This is a genomic window from Flavobacterium sp. 22659, from assembly GCF_052044235.1.
In the GTDB taxonomy this organism is placed as follows: domain Bacteria; phylum Bacteroidota; class Bacteroidia; order Flavobacteriales; family Flavobacteriaceae; genus Flavobacterium; species Flavobacterium johnsoniae.
Genome location: NZ_JBQEMU010000004.1, coordinates 283,943 through 299,271 on the forward strand (window position 1 = coordinate 283,943; position 15,329 = coordinate 299,271).

Genomic DNA, 15,329 nt, shown 5'->3' on the forward strand with positions numbered 1-15,329 from the left:
CTAGATTTGATAAACAAAAAAACAATCTAAAATTTACAAACAATTGTTAAACTTAAAATTTTATGACTAAAACAGAAATCTTAAAACGATTAGATGAAATTACTAAACATCATAATTTTTTTTATATTTTATGTAAAATAGTGATTCGTGATTTTACAGGACCGATAGATATTTTATTTAGTAAAAATAATCGTGAACATTTAAATCATAAAGAATTTAATTTCTTAATTGGATTATGGATAAAGAACATTCAAATAGATTTATGTTTTGAAGAGGGATTAGAAAATAAAATATTTCATGAGGTTTATGTATTAATGGAAAAATTGCATTTTACTTTTCTTGAAAACTTTAAAATAGATCCCAACGTCAAACCCGATTTATATGAGCATTTTAATAAGGGAGGAGCATTTCAAGAAGCAATGTTTTATTCTGGAAGTGGAGCCTATGATAATCAATACAAACGATTGTCGATTGAAAAATACAAATACGATGATGATTGGCTTCAATCTAACAAAGCATTTACATTAAAATCACTACCCAAATTTTACGATCATTTAAAAACTATCCAGGAAAGAAAAATAAACGCAAAAGAAATTTGGATTAGACTCGATGAGAAAAAAAGATTAGATTATTTATTTTGTCTAAGTAAAGATGAGATTATTAATAATAATGTTGAATTTGGTTTTATTTTAGAAGCTTTAAAGGTAGACATTAATCTAAACAACAATAAACATTTTAAGGATATTGGTGACTTTAATACTTTCAATGAAAGACCGCTTATTCAGTTAAATGAAAATTCTTACTTTTTCCCAAGCGCATTCGCACTTTCAGAATCAATCTATGAAAGCCCTTATTATTGGATGATTGCGGATAAAAAATATCAAAGTCAAGCTTTCTTAAATAGAGGTAAAGTAGCAGAAGATATTGTAAAAAAAATAATATCACCAATATTTGGAGAAAAAAATATTTATCAAAACATTATTATTAATAAATCTAAAAATGATCAAATTACTGATATTGATGTTTTAGCTTTACATTATCATAAAGGATTAATTTTCCAAATTAAATCAAAAAAATTAACAGCCCTCTCAAAAAATGGAAATCTAGAATCAATCAAAGATGATTTTAAGAAAGCTGTCCAAGATGCCTATGAACAAGGATTAATAAGTAAAGAATGTCTATTAAATCATAATGATTACAAATTTAATAGAGATAAGACATTTGTTGACCGTATAAATCTTGTAAAAGAATATTATATAATCACTGTAGTCTTGGATGATTATCCTGCTATCACACATCAAGCACATATTTTACTAGGAAACAAAACCGATGAACTTCCTGTTGCTGTAAACATTTTCGATCTTGAATTAATTGCTAAATATTTATCCAAACCTGATAAATTTATTGACTACATATCAAGAAGAATTAAATTTAGTAAAATATATCGTGCAGATAATGAAATGACATATTTAGGTTTTCATCTACAAAAGGGACTACAAAAAATGAATGCTGATTATGTAGCGCTTGATAATGATTGGGCACAATCAATAGACAGGAAATATTATCATGAACTTTATAAAACAAAAACGACTAATGAATCAGCGCAAAAAAAAGTACAAAGAAATGATCCTTGTCCTTGCAAAAGTGGTCTAAAATATAAAAAATGTCACGGAAAACTTTAATACAATTAAAATTTCTAAACTAGTCTCTAAAAAAACACAAGTTTTTATTTGCTAATTAAACAAATAAAAATATATTTGTAATGAGTCATGGTGTAATGGAAAGCACACTTGTTTACAAGAGGATTAGTTAGGTTCGATTCCTAGCGGCTAATGCAAACACTTTTGAGTTTTCATTAGCCGTTAGGTTTTTTTTTATAATATTTTATGTATGTACAAAAAATGGTGTGAAAATGTTAGCACTTTAGAAAGTGCAATTGAGCAAATTCAAAGAGACCTTAGATTCGCTATTTCTAAAAAAGAAAACACAAACATTTATTCCTATACTAAACTACTCTCCTATCTCACTGTCTGTTGGTGTGAGGCTCGAATAATGAAATTAATTTATGAGCCTGAATATACTTATACAAATAAGAGTGGTTCTTTCACTAAACAAAAATCATTTTCCCAAACCGAAATTGAGGATATATATACAAGTTCTACATTAAAAGACAAATGGTTAAAAGCCCTACAAATTGCTATCTCAAAACATCATAATGTTCCATTTAATATAAATTTCCCAGCCTCTTTACCATTCACTTCAAGAGTTAGATACTTAGAAATTGAAGATTTAATAAATAACCAATTACTATCATCAATAGAACTTCGAAATAGAATAGCACATGGGCAATGGAAACAAGCTTTTACTAACGATTTGAAAAATTTTTCTCAAACTCATACAACTGCTCTAAGGACAGAGAATATAGTTACACTTCAATTAAACTATAATATTTTTAAAATCTTAGCACAGTTAGTTCATGATATTGCTTCTTCTCCAAGCACTTTTAATAGAGATTTTGACAAAAACTATCAAGTATTAGAACAAAACAAGCTTAATCTTCATAACAGGAATTATACTGATTATTGCGATAAACTCGTGGCTAAATATACTAGAGGACAACAAAGAAGAAACTCTTCTCCGTGAATTCTAAATAAACTTAGCAACAAATTTATTTTATAAATAATATATTCCCCTCTGACGCGAGCGATTCTTTTTTTCTTATAAACCGTAAAGCAAATCGAAAGTCTCCCGACTCTTTACGAATCATTTTAGAATAATTATTTTTATAAGCACAAATGATGTAAAGTCAGAGACTTTGAGACGTTTCTGTTTTCAAATTAACGATTGTGAAAATGGCACAAAGTCAGTTCCGAAAGCTTTCGGGATTTCACAGCACAAAAAAAGCAAATCAAATTAGTGTTATAAGGAAACTTTACACAAATCATCCAACAACTCCATTTCATCTTCTGGCAATAACTGCAAGGCAATTTCAAGCAAAGTCATTACATTGACATTATTGTCTTTTGTAAAACTCGACAAACCGTTTGCATCAGGATTAAGTAAAATAAGACTTGCTTTTAACAAATCTGAAACCATTAGATTTAATTCGTTATAAGAAGATACTTTTAGTGGTATTGTATACGAGTTAATTTCTTTTGATACTGGTTTTAGTTTTGTGAAATATCTACCTTTATTTATTAATTCTAACAATTCTTCGGCTCTTTCTTTATTTTGTGCTTGCATTTATGCGTAAGATTTAATTTATAATTTTAAACAAATATACAAAATATCGGTTGAAAACAATCGATTTTTAACAATCATATCAAAACAATCTATTACTTGTAATTTCATTTCTATGAAAAGAGAAAGAAAAAGTGAAATTCCAGAGGTTGTAAAAGAACTAGGAATTAAGATAAATGATGTGATTAGGAGCAATGAATTAAAACCAAGAGAGGTTGCCCATGATGCTGAAATGGATGTAGAAAATTTAAGAAAATACATTAAAGGCTCGCAAGAAATGAAAGTAAGTACGTTGTTTAAAATTGCTCAAGCTTTAAAAATTCATCCAAGTGAATTAATTAAGGATTTATAATATTTATATTTGTTAGAAAATCAAATCTTTACAAAATGAAATTATGTAATAAATTAAGTTTAGCTGCATCGATATTGCTTTTTACTTCCTGCGCAACATCAATGTCACCAGTTGAAGTAGCTCAAACACTTCCTACTCTAACAAAATCAAAATTCATTTCTCAGTCTCAACTAGAATCAAACAAATGCAAAATCATTACAAGCAGAAGTTATACTGCTCCTATTGGTATGTTTGCTAAAGATGACTTGAAATATGGCGCAAAAGGAATTGATGAATGGGTAACTTTAGATGGTGGTAACGCTTATATTTTAAAAAATTATCAATGGGTTAGTGTTAACAAAGATCAAACACAACTTCATATTGACTTTGACACTTTAATGTGCGAATAATAATTATATTCTTTTATTATTAAAATCACGATGTTGATGTAATCGTTTCACTTAAGTTAAACAAAAAACTATGATGACACTAATTGCCATTTTCTTTCCTTTTGCTTCTTTCTTTTTGAGAGGAAAAATATTAACTTCAATTCTTTGTCTAATTCTGCAAATAACTTTAATTGGCTGGATTCCTGCTGCAATTTGGGCTGTTATTTCTTTGCAGAATTCAAGAGCTGATAAGCGTAATGAGAAATTAATAAAAGCGATGAAAACTAAAGCTTAAGCGAACAAAGCCCATTATCCACGCTTATTTCAGCATTGCACTTCAATAAAATTATATGAAACTATTTTCAATTTTGTTTTTTATTTTTTTTGTCAATTTTTCTTATTCGCAAACTATTGATTTTAAAACCGAAAAAGAAATTATCAAACAAACACTTAGTCAATATTTAGACACTAATCCAAATTCAATCGTCAGTTTTTTAAAAGGCGGAAAAGGATATAGATTTACTGTTCTCGGAGTCGAAATGGGAATTGAAATGGAGGAAGATTCTATTAAAAGAGAAGATCTTAAAAAAGATTTAAATTATTTGAATCATTATTCTGATTCTATTGCAGATGTTTTAAAAACAAAAAAAATTAAAGTATTTATTAGTGATACCTTATTTGCTTATAAATATATGCCCGGCGCTAACAATTTAAAGAATGAAACTGATTGGAAACAAAACTACCAATATTTGCTTTCTGATTTTAAAGATAATGAGCTGGCACGAATGGATACCATTATAGGCGAAGAATATATCGATTTGATTAAAAAGCAAGTGCATTATAAAGGCGAAAACAAAACATTTGTGAGAGGTGAGCTAGATCATTCTTATTATAAATACGAAAAAGAAAACCTTACCTCGAAAGATCAATTAAGTATTCGAGGTTCTAAAATATATCGGTTGGTTTTAAACCGCGATAATACAAAAGGATGCTATTTGTTTTCTTTTTATTGCAGCAATGATAAAATTTGCAGAAGCTTTATTTTTATAAAAAAAGAAAACAATAAATGGGTTTATGTAGATGAATATCCATCTTGGATTGTAGACGAATCATAGATAATAAACTCTAGGTCTAAAAACTTCAATCATCCAAAATCACGCCGCGACACATTCCACATTATTTTGTTCGGCAATCTGCATATCGATTATTTTTTGAGCTATCGTTCCTCTTTCAAATAAGCGGATGAATTTAAAAACAGCGCTCACAAAATATCCCGGGTTTGAGACTAATCGGGCAATTTCAGTAATTCTTTGATCTCTCAGCTGTATGCAGGCTTCTCTTTCATTTTCGGGAACAGCTACAAATTCATTGGCAAATTTCCAGGCTCCGTTTCTTGCCGTTTCCATACTGAAATCAATAAAAAAAGTATCTATTTTGCCTGTAAATTTTAATATCCACGTAAGTGTCGGCCAAATTTTGATTAGGCATTTTTCGACACCGCCAACCAAATTGCTCAAAATGGCATTTATTTTATCAAAGTCGGCTTGTAAATCCTTGATATCTTCTACTGTGCAAATTTCTGCCGAGGCAATTCCCAAGTCAAGGTTAATATGAGCATTCATTCCCAGAAGTAAATGCTGCAATACTATGGGCCAAAATTTATCGGCTTGTTCAAAGGCAAATCCCCAGCATTCTGATGGTTTTTCTTTGGCCTGATATTGATAATAGGCTTTTAAATATCTGTTGGCAAAAATAACGTCGAGTTTTTCCATTCGCTCGCCATTTTGAAAAGAACCATTCTGTATGCCTTCTTTTACTCTTACAGTAACTTCACGGTACAGAATAGCAAATAAACCTAAATTGCTTTGGTCTATTTTTGATTTTTCTATTATTTCATCTAATAACAGAATTACTTCGTTTATGTTTCCTGCTTGTTTCATACTCATTTCTAATTGGTTATGGTTTGTTTTTGGTAAAACGAATTTAATTATTTTAAGCTTTCGATGAACGTTTTTTTGAAGTAATTATCTTATTATTTCTTTTGGTTTCTGCATAAAAAAATCCCAAAAGAAAAACTCTTTTGGGATTGCTACTAAACTCAAATCGAAAACACTAAAATATTATGCCTCTGCTTCTACTTTTAAAATTTCTAATTTCAAATGACCTTTTTTAGCCGGCCATTCTATAAGATCTCCTACTTTGTAACCAACCATTGCAATACCTTCGTCTGAAAGAACCGAAATCTTGTTTTTGCTCACTTTTACTTTTTCGGGACCAACCAAAAGAATTGTTTTTTCCTGGTTAGTATTATGGTCTTTGTAAGTTACTTTTCGGTTTACCGAAACAACATCTTCGGGAAGGTTTTTTCTCAATACCTGCGTTGCATGTTTCAGTTCGCTCAATAAAAGTTCTTCTTCCTGCGGTGTTACTTTTTTTCTTCTTACGTGGTCTTTAATTAAATCGTATGTTCCTGTTGTTAAAATGATATTATTTTGTGACATGACTTTCTTTTTTGCTTCACTTTTCATTGCGTATGATAAACAACTCTTCATTGAATATCCAGCTCGATTCAATTCAATGATATCATATCCTGAATGAAAATTGAGGTTAAATAAAAACGAACTATAAAAAAGGATCCCTGCTTAGAGTTGCTGCAGGGCACAAGTAATAAACTCTTTTGAGCTTTTTAAGAAAGTATCGTCATGCAAATACAATAATGTGTACATTAAGCACATCAAACCGCTGTTTAGTAAATAAAAATTGGCCGTTACCATTATTATATAACATTTGAAGTTAAACGTGCAATCTACGGCTTTTCTGTCAAAAAACCAGATCTTTTAGAGAACTTTAAGATTCTGAGTTTTGTAAATGAAATACAATCGGTTATATGCAGCCGGCATTAAATCAGACTTAAAAACTTACAAGAAATAACTTATATTTGTTTTAATTAAAGACCCTTTTAAAATAACATTTAGATTTATATGATCGAAAATAACATTAAAGAAAAAATAGAAAATCTAACAATAAGATTACTTGAAATTGTACATCTTCATTGTTGGAATAATATTTCAAAAAATTTAATGTTCATTCTTTCAGACATTTCAGAAGTAAAAGGAGAAAACTTTTTTATTAAACGAAGAAATAAGAACAAGCTGAATAAAAAGAAAAATCCTAAAAACCTCAATGAAGTAATCGAAGATCTTCAAGAAATTTACGATTTGATTTATGACATCAATCTATATGTCTATAAATCTGAAAAACATAAAACCATCATTGAAATTCAATACTTTCTTAAGAGCAAACTTGATACTGATTATTTAAAAACAGCAGCTAACAATCCTCCAATGTTACATTGCAAAATTGCTCAACCTCCTTATAAAAATGATCAAGAAAAGTTTGATGTTAATTGGGAATTAGGTGGAATAAGATATTATTTAAATATCCTTTGGTGGAAAATAAACTATAATATGCATAAACGTCTCATACTTTTACATAATCTACATAAGAGTTAAACATGGAAAACTTCGACTGGACATCATTTACAAAAAAAATAGCCGTTAAAGCTAAACTCAGTAACATTTATAATGCCTGGACAATTGCAGGTGAATTAGAAAAATGGTTTCTCGAAAAAGTATCTTTTTTTGATGCAAATCAGGAAGTTATTGGCAAAAACCAAAATGTTTTAGAAGGCAGTACTTATGAATGGCTTTGGTTTTTGTATGATGATGTCATGTTGGGAAAAATTACTTCTGCCAACGGAAAAGACCATTTGCAGTTTACTTTTGAAGGAACTTGTCTGGTTGATATCAATTTGAGTGAAACAAATGGTTATACGATAGTTGAACTTCGTCATCATGATATTCCAACAGATGATAATTCGAAAAAATACATTAGACTGGGCTGTTCAAACGGCTGGCATTTTTATCTCACCAATCTTAAATCGGTTTACGAAGGCGGTTTAGATTTACGAAACAAGGATAACAGTTTAGACCCAATGATTAACAATTAGAATAAAGCAGTATATTGATTTAGAATATTTTCGCTTTTATACATTTAAAAACACCCAAATAAAAAATGAAGACTTATTTTGTTGACTCATTTACGAATGAAAAATTTAAAGGAAATCCAGCAGCAGTTTGTCTTCCCAATATAGAATTAGATGCAGAAAGCATGCAGAGTATTGCTGCAGAAATTGGATTTTCGGAAACGGCTTTTATAAAACAAATAAAAGATAATACATACAGTATTCGATTTTTTAGCCCAAAAACCGAAATTCCGTTATGCGGGCATGCTACGCTGGCTTCTTCTAAAATTCTTTTCAGCACTACTTCATTTGAGAGCATAAAATTTATTAACATCAATAATGTTGAATTGTTTATTGAGAAAGAAGCTGATAAAATAAAAATGCAGTTTCCAGTTTATGAAACAGAAGAAACCGAGGTGCCTCAAAAACTGCTCGATGCACTTGGAGTTTCTGAAATTCTGGAAAAAAGATACAGCCCAAACAATAAAATAATTTTACTTGAAATTGATAGCGCCCGCAAACTGGCAGATTTAAAACCCGATTTTACAGCTTTGGTAAATTCGCATACCGGAATAAACGGCGTTTTGGTCACAGCTGTTTCAGACAACGAAAATTTCGATTTCCATTACCGATATTTCTGGCCTTGGGCAGGAACTGACGAAGATCCTGTAACGGGAGGCGTTCAAACCTTTTTGACAAAATATTGGGCAAAAAAACTGAATAAAACAAAACTAAATGCCTTTCAATCTTCTTTAAGAACCGGAACTATGAGTACAGAACTTGTACAAGACAAAGTTTACATTCTTGGAGAAGCAGTGATTGTTCTGGAAGGCAATTTTAATTTATAAATCAAAAAAACAAAACCTATGAAACTATTAATAACCGCTTTACTTTTAATTTCAAACTTTACATTATTTGCACAATCAAATCAATTTGTGGGCGATTATACTCGTTCACTTAGCGAAGAAGGAAAACACATAATTGAATACAAATTGACGTTAAATCCAGATGGAACATTTGAATTTCATTCCTACTCGAAAATGCAAGGCGGAACGCCGCCAGAAACCAATTCATACGGAAAAGGAAAATGGAGTGCAAAAGATAATCTGATCACTTTTTCGGCAGACAAAAAAGAAGATCTGAACGAAAAATACACATTAGATTTTAATAATTCTACAGCTCGTTTTGTAACCAAAAACCCAAGAGACAAAAGCGATAAAGTGGTAAAAACGAAACTTCAGTTTTTAGGATCGGATATTCCATGGATACAGAGAATTGATATTTTTAAGAGTTAGATATATTCCCTATCTAAAAAAAACAAAAAAGTAAGTTTATTTTTACAATAAAATATATTTTTGCAGTATCAATTATTTTACAAATGAATATTGCAAAATATGAATTACTTACAAATACTGATGTTACACTATTTAGATTTAAGAGTAAAGGAATTAATGGCGAAATAGACAAAGGTATCGCTTATAAACCTACAAAAAATGATACAATATATAATTTAGGTTTTGGAGATTTAGTTTTTGATCAAATCCAAAAAGAATTTATAATTAACGATTTAATTGTAAGTGATAATGGGGATCGCAATAAAGTTCTAGCTACAGTTGCTGAATCTGCTTATATTTTTTCAGAAAGATATCCTGAAAGGAAAATCTTTTTTAAAGGCAGTACTAAAAGCAGAACACGCTTATACAGGAGAGCTATATCGCTAAATTTGAGAGAATTATCAAAAACATTTCATATCTTTGGAACAATAGAAGATGAAGATGGAAACATATTCAACGTTCCTTTTGATTCAAATGGTGATTTTTATGGATTTATTATTAAAAGAAAATAATATGAAAACGCATACAATTGTTAAAAAACAAGCTAAAATGGATTCTATAGTAAAAGTTGATCCAGAATTAGATAAAATAAAAGATATAAAACTCAAATCTGATAAACTGGAAGAAGTTAACAAACATAACTTTAAACTAAATTTTTAATCTCTTGTTTTGAACTTAGCAAAACAATTGTTTCATAAAAAACCGTTCAAGAAATTTCTATGAGCGGTTTTTATTTTTTATAAAGAGCTTTTAAAAACCTCAAAGCCTCCGCAAGAATCAAGACAACAGCTCAAAAAACTCAGTAACTTAGTATCTCAGTAACTATTTTAATTAATACACATTTTTATTGGCTTCATACCTCAATATGGCGGACTTGTGACATTTTTTCAAAAGTCACTTTCTTAATTATCTACTTTCAGGTATTCAAAAAAAGATAATTAAATAAACCAACTAAAGCCCCATGTTATGAAAACTACAAAAATGGTATGCCTTTTTATCATAATAATCGCATTAAGCGCTTGTAAAAAGGACGCAAAGGGAAAAAATGATAATTATACAACAGTAAACAAAAGCGCAGCTTCTTCTGAGTGTTTAGCTCCTGCTAATTGGTTTACTATGGTAAACAATACCCGCCAGACTCCTCCGCCAAATGAAGGACCAACAAGCGTATTTGCCAACAATGCTACGGTAACAAACTGTGACTTTCATCAGTGGTCATGGCAAAAATTTCTATGGCTGACTAATGAAGTTAATGGAAAACCTTTATTTATGACCAATCTGATTCAGGTGAACGCAGCAGGCCAGAAATTAGACCCAAGCAACGGAATTGTTTTAACAGATACTGCTCAGGCAAGTTCTAATACTGATATTTTACAAACTCCTAAATACCAATCAGGTGTTCCTAAACAAACTACTGTCTACTATTCTATATTTATGGACAAACTTCTTTACGATACTATGATAAAATATGGTCCTATTGCCAAAAATGATCCTACAAAAGTAAAAGACATCACTTTTCCTGTAGGGGCATTAGAACTAAAAACTTCATGGATTGATGCGAGCGCTCTTAAAGATACTTCTACTTATTTTGTTACTCAGGGCGTAATAAACGGAGTAAAAACAAAAGTAGCACTTTTAGGAATGCATGTCGTGGGAATTGTAGAAAATCATCCCGAATTTGTATGGGCAACTTTTGAACATGAAAACCTTGCGCCTGCTTATGACTGGACTAAAGCTACGCCAACTGCTGATGCCCCTGTAACAAGTACAGTTGATTATCCGTTTTTTAATAAAAACAGCACAGCAACGGTTCAGAATATAACTACAGGAAATGGAAATTACACTGATGTCTTTTCTGTCTACAAATATGGCGTTCCTGTAGAAAAAGCAATGAAAGGTTCTTTTAATGTGCAGCTTTATATGGATACAAGCCAAAATGGTTCTGAAAACTTCAATAACATTCGTACTATTAACCAAAGCGTTAAAACACAGCTGAAAGGTATTTGGAACAATTATTTCTACAATGGTTCATTATGGATAAATACTGCAGGATACAACAGCACTCCGGCACAAGCGGCTTTATTAGATTCGTTGAGCTATAATCTTTCAAATTCTTCACCGGGAGATTTAACCAGAGGTTCTACTGCCGCTTACAATATTACTATGGAAACCTATGTTCAGGTAGGATTTGGCCCATCATCTATACATGGAAATACTGTAGACAATCTTGTTAATTGTTTCTCCTGCCACAACGCATCTAACAATTCGGCTGAATCGCCTCTTTTTATAAGCCATGTTTTTACAGGATATGTACAAAATCTACAAGGTTTGAACAGAAAACAAATCAAGGATGCACATGTTAAAGAAATTGTCAAACAATTCAATATACGTCTAAAATTAAAGCAAGCAAAAGCAAAATAACAACCGCTTTACTTTTAAATATATAAACATAAAAACCACAAGCTCTTGTTTGTGGTTTTTATGTTTTATTGCCCCTTTGTAACTAAGAACCTTTGTCCCTTTCTCATAAAAATCCTAACTTCGCTCTTCAATAAGAAAAGGAGAAAATGAAGGTATGTATTGCTGAGAAACCAAGTGTAGCACGTGAAATCGCATCTGTTTTGGGCGCTAATACCAAGCACGACGGATATTACGAAGGAAACGGATATGCCGTAACCTACACTTTTGGACATTTATGCACCTTAAAAGAACCTAACGATTACAAACCGCACTGGAAAAGCTGGGATTTAAACAATCTGCCCATGCTTCCGGAAAAATTCGAAACCAAAGTCGTTCAGAATTCGGGAATCCAGAAACAGTTTAAAATCATCAAAACACTTTTTGATAAAGCCGAATTAGTCATAAACTGCGGGGATGCCGGACAAGAAGGAGAATTAATACAGCGCTGGGTAATGAACGAGGCGCATTACAAAGGCGAAATAAAACGTTTGTGGATTTCGTCCTTAACTACCGAAGCTATAAAAGAGGGTTTTGATAACCTGAAACCTTCTGAAAACTACGATAATTTATTCTATGCCGGATTTTCGAGAGCCATTGGCGACTGGCTTCTAGGGATGAATGCAACTCGTTTGTATACCGTAAAACATGGCGGTTACAAACAAGTTTTGTCTATTGGACGTGTACAAACGCCAACGCTGGCAATGGTTGTAGACCGATTTAAAGAAATCGAAAACTTTAAACCGCAGCCCTATTGGGAATTGCAGACTCTATATAGAGAAACGCTTTTTAGTTACGAAGAAGGTCGTTTTCTGAAAAAAGAAGACGGGGAAATTCTGGCTGAAAAAGTAAAGGAAAGTGATTTTGAAATTGTTTCTGTTGATAAAAAAAACGGAAACGAATACGCTCCAAAACTGTTTGATTTAACGGGCTTACAGGTTTATTCGAATCAAAAATTTGGATTTTCGGCAGAAGAAACGCTTAAAATTGCGCAGACTTTATACGAACAAAAAGCCATTACCTATCCCAGAGTTGATACGACTTTTCTGCCTGGAGATATTTACCCAAAAGTACCGGGGATTCTGCAAAAACTGACCAATTACAGTCATTTGACAGAACCGCTTTTAGGAAAGAAAATCAAAAAATCGCCTAAAGTTTTCAACGATAAAAAAGTAACAGATCACCATGCAATTATTCCAACCGGAATAGAAATTAATCTGCCTTATAATCAGCAGCAGGTTTATGATATAATTGTAAAACGTTTTCTTGCTGTATTTTACGACGATTGTCTTGTTGCCAACACAACTGTAATTGGAAAAGCTGCCGACGTAACTTTTAAAGCTACAGGAAAAGAAATCTTAAAGAAAGGTTTCCGTGTGGTTTTTGAAGATCCGAATGCAAAAGAAAAAGAACCGGATTTACTGCCGAGTTTTGTTGTGGGCGAAAAAGGACCGCATGAACCTTCTTTCCTTCAAAAAGAAACCAAACCGCCTAATCATTTTACCGAAGCAACTTTGCTGCGTGCCATGGAAACCGCAGGAAAACAAGTAGACGACGAAGATTTACGCGAATTGATGAAAGAAAACGGAATTGGTCGTCCGTCTACACGAGCGAACATTATCGAAACGCTTTTTAAACGTCAGTATATTGTTCGAAATAAAAAACAGGTTTTACCAACTACAACAGGAATTCAGTTGATTGATACGATTCAGAATGAATTGATAAAATCGGCTGAGCTTACAGGTTCGTGGGAAAAGCAATTGAAAGATATCGAAAAAGGTACTTTTACAGCAGCTGCTTTTATCAGAAACATGAAACGCATGGTCGAAGCTTTGGTTACCGAAGTACGAAGTGAAACCAGACACGCCAATATTTCGCATGCTGCAACGATCCAGAAACCAGCTGTAAAAGCGGAGAAAAAGAAAGCTACAGGAATTTTGGCTGAAACTTGTCCGAAATGCCAGAAAGGAAATTTTATAAAAGGAAAATCGGCTTTTGGGTGTTCTGAATATAAATCGGGATGCGATTTTGTACTTCCTTATGTTTTTCATGATAAAAAAATTACCGAAAGCCAATATTTACGATTAGTTCAAAAGGGTTCAACCGTAAACATAAAAGGTTTTAAAATCGATGCCGGCACAGTTGAAGGTTTAATTCGTTTTGAAGAGAATTACAAACTTAAACTCGAACCCAAAAAAACGGATATAAAAAAGACAACCAAAGAAACTGCATCAGATTCTTTATCCTGCCCAAAATGCAAAAAAGGAAACATCTTAAAGGGAAAAACCGCTTACGGATGTTCTGAATATAAATCGGGTTGTGATTTTAAAGTTACTTTTGATGAAGTCCGCGCAAAACTTCAAGATCAAAAACCAACAAAGGAATTGGTCTACTCTATTTTAGAAGGAAGCATTTAATTTTTTCTTGCCACAGATTAAAGGGATTAAAATGATTTTTTACTGTGTTTTTTTGTCACTATTACACGAATTCTAACTAATTCATTTTTCATGCAGATTTTGCAGATTCAATTTATAATTAGAACTAAAAAAATCAGCCTAATCTGCTAAATCTGCGAGAGACAAAAATCCTTTTCACAGTCAACACCACATTTCTTTATTCACAAATTATTTCTGGAATTTTTTATAATTACTTCGTCAATTCCCTTCGGTCGAGTCGCAGCAAACATTTTTTTCATACTTTAGTAGCACATTACAAAACCAAATCTTATAAAATATGTTTCAGAAAATTACTCTTTTAACGCTTGTATTAGCTGCTGTTTCTTGCCAGAAGAAAGAATCTGTTGAAAAAGATAAAATTAAAATCGCCGACTGGATTATCGGAAACTGGGAAAACAAATCGGCTGAAGGTATTTTAACTGAAAACTGGCAGAAACTAAACGACAGTACTTTTAATGCGTCGTCTTATTATATAAAAGGGAAAGATACACTGCATTTTGAAACAATAGTTCTGGCTCAAAAAGGCGAAACCCTAACCTATTTTGCAACCGTAAAAGGACAAAATGAAGATAAAGCCATTACTTTTGCATCGACCGCAGAATCTGATAAACAATTGGTTTTTGAAAATCCAAAACACGATTATCCGCAAAAAATCACTTATACCAAAAATGCTGATAATACTTTAACTGCTGAAATCTCTGGAAATTTACAAGGAAAACCTAGTTCGGAAAAGTTTGTAATGACGAAGAAATAGTTTTCTAAAATCTGTCGTTCCTACGGAACTTTATTTCCTTTCCGTTTAATTTTCAACGGATTAAAATCCGTTGCTACAATATTAATTTATTCCTACGGAATTTTGATTAAGAGAACCATCGATTCGAAAAATATTGCAGGGCCTAATCCGGTTACAGCAAAATGCTCCCGAATACAAAACTTGCTGCAATATTATTTTTCCTACGGAATTTCGATTAAGAGAACCATCCGTTCGAAAATATTGTAGAGCCGGATTTTAATTCAGTTACAACAAAATGTTCCCCCAATACAAAACTTGCTGCAAAATTATTTTTTCCTACGGAATTTCGATTAAAAAGAACCATC

18 protein-coding genes are annotated in these 15,329 nt (G+C 31.7%); 15 read left to right on the top strand and 3 right to left on the bottom strand.

Going from position 1 to position 15,329, the window contains the following annotated elements:
- Positions 1–62 precede the first annotated feature (62 nt).
- Together ACTJIW_RS06825 and ACTJIW_RS06830 are read left to right on the top strand one after the other, a co-directional pair.
- Positions 63–1,682 carry a YecA family protein gene (locus ACTJIW_RS06825; RefSeq protein ID WP_440714908.1) on the top strand — a complete coding sequence of 540 codons (1,620 nt, stop codon included), beginning with the start codon at positions 63–65 and terminating at the stop codon, positions 1,680–1,682.
- Positions 1,683–1,890: 208 nt separating this feature from the next.
- Complete coding sequence (locus tag ACTJIW_RS06830) at positions 1,891–2,643, top strand: hypothetical protein (RefSeq protein ID WP_440714907.1); 753 nt, start codon at positions 1,891–1,893, stop codon at positions 2,641–2,643.
- A gap of 276 nt (positions 2,644–2,919) precedes the next feature.
- Here ACTJIW_RS06830 and ACTJIW_RS06835 read toward each other — a convergent pair whose 3' ends face one another.
- Positions 2,920–3,243, bottom strand: a complete 324-nt coding sequence (locus ACTJIW_RS06835; protein WP_440714906.1) for a hypothetical protein — start codon at positions 3,241–3,243, stop codon at positions 2,920–2,922.
- A 112-nt stretch (positions 3,244–3,355) separates the two neighbouring features.
- On the opposite strand from ACTJIW_RS06835, the gene ACTJIW_RS06840 reads away from it, so the two are divergent.
- From ACTJIW_RS06840 to ACTJIW_RS06855, 4 genes are all read left to right on the top strand, one after another.
- Positions 3,356–3,592 (top strand): helix-turn-helix domain-containing protein, encoded by a 237-nt coding sequence (locus ACTJIW_RS06840; protein ID WP_440714905.1) that lies wholly within the window; start codon positions 3,356–3,358, stop codon positions 3,590–3,592.
- Between the two features lie 35 nt (positions 3,593–3,627).
- Positions 3,628–3,981, top strand: a complete 354-nt coding sequence (locus ACTJIW_RS06845; RefSeq protein ID WP_440714904.1) for a hypothetical protein — start codon at positions 3,628–3,630, stop codon at positions 3,979–3,981.
- A gap of 70 nt (positions 3,982–4,051) precedes the next feature.
- A complete protein-coding gene (locus tag ACTJIW_RS06850; RefSeq protein ID WP_217654118.1) occupies positions 4,052–4,255 on the top strand; it encodes a YqaE/Pmp3 family membrane protein in 204 nt (67 codons plus the stop codon).
- A gap of 55 nt (positions 4,256–4,310) precedes the next feature.
- On the top strand, positions 4,311–5,075 hold the full coding sequence (locus ACTJIW_RS06855; RefSeq protein WP_440714903.1) for a hypothetical protein: 765 nt from the start codon (positions 4,311–4,313) through the stop codon (positions 5,073–5,075).
- Positions 5,076–5,114: 39 nt separating this feature from the next.
- On the opposite strand, the gene ACTJIW_RS06860 is transcribed toward ACTJIW_RS06855, so the two are convergent.
- Positions 5,115–5,906, bottom strand: coding sequence for a DUF5995 family protein (locus ACTJIW_RS06860; protein WP_440714902.1), 792 nt, complete (start codon positions 5,904–5,906; stop codon positions 5,115–5,117).
- Between the two features lie 174 nt (positions 5,907–6,080).
- Positions 6,081–6,461 carry a GreA/GreB family elongation factor gene (locus ACTJIW_RS06865; RefSeq protein WP_044048296.1) on the bottom strand — a complete coding sequence of 127 codons (381 nt, stop codon included), beginning with the start codon at positions 6,459–6,461 and terminating at the stop codon, positions 6,081–6,083.
- Between the two features lie 480 nt (positions 6,462–6,941).
- On the opposite strand from ACTJIW_RS06865, the gene ACTJIW_RS06870 reads away from it, so the two are divergent.
- The 9 genes from ACTJIW_RS06870 (at position 6,942) to ACTJIW_RS06910 (ending at position 14,985) form a co-directional block, all read left to right on the top strand.
- Positions 6,942–7,472 (top strand): hypothetical protein, encoded by a 531-nt coding sequence (locus ACTJIW_RS06870; RefSeq protein ID WP_012024362.1) that lies wholly within the window; start codon positions 6,942–6,944, stop codon positions 7,470–7,472.
- A 2-nt stretch (positions 7,473–7,474) separates the two neighbouring features.
- The gene (locus ACTJIW_RS06875) at positions 7,475–7,969 is read left to right on the top strand and encodes an SRPBCC family protein (RefSeq protein WP_440714901.1); all 495 of its coding nucleotides are present in this window, start codon (positions 7,475–7,477) and stop codon (positions 7,967–7,969) included.
- A gap of 65 nt (positions 7,970–8,034) precedes the next feature.
- Complete coding sequence (locus ACTJIW_RS06880; RefSeq protein ID WP_440714900.1) at positions 8,035–8,832, top strand: PhzF family phenazine biosynthesis protein; 798 nt, start codon at positions 8,035–8,037, stop codon at positions 8,830–8,832.
- 18 nt (positions 8,833–8,850) lie between these two features.
- Positions 8,851–9,279, top strand: coding sequence for a copper resistance protein NlpE N-terminal domain-containing protein (locus ACTJIW_RS06885; protein WP_440714899.1), 429 nt, complete (start codon positions 8,851–8,853; stop codon positions 9,277–9,279).
- An 83-nt stretch (positions 9,280–9,362) separates the two neighbouring features.
- Positions 9,363–9,830, top strand: a complete 468-nt coding sequence (locus ACTJIW_RS06890) for a DUF6934 family protein (RefSeq protein WP_440714898.1) — start codon at positions 9,363–9,365, stop codon at positions 9,828–9,830.
- Position 9,831: 1 nt separating this feature from the next.
- Entirely contained in the window at positions 9,832–9,978 is a 147-nt protein-coding gene (locus ACTJIW_RS06895; RefSeq protein WP_440714897.1) for a hypothetical protein, read from the top strand.
- 306 nt (positions 9,979–10,284) lie between these two features.
- Entirely contained in the window at positions 10,285–11,739 is a 1,455-nt protein-coding gene (locus tag ACTJIW_RS06900) for a hypothetical protein (RefSeq protein WP_012024356.1), read from the top strand.
- 146 nt (positions 11,740–11,885) lie between these two features.
- Complete coding sequence (locus ACTJIW_RS06905; protein WP_440714896.1) at positions 11,886–14,192, top strand: DNA topoisomerase 3; 2,307 nt, start codon at positions 11,886–11,888, stop codon at positions 14,190–14,192.
- 316 nt (positions 14,193–14,508) lie between these two features.
- The gene (locus tag ACTJIW_RS06910; protein WP_440714895.1) at positions 14,509–14,985 is read left to right on the top strand and encodes a DUF6265 family protein; all 477 of its coding nucleotides are present in this window, start codon (positions 14,509–14,511) and stop codon (positions 14,983–14,985) included.
- Positions 14,986–15,329: the final 344 nt, after the last annotated feature.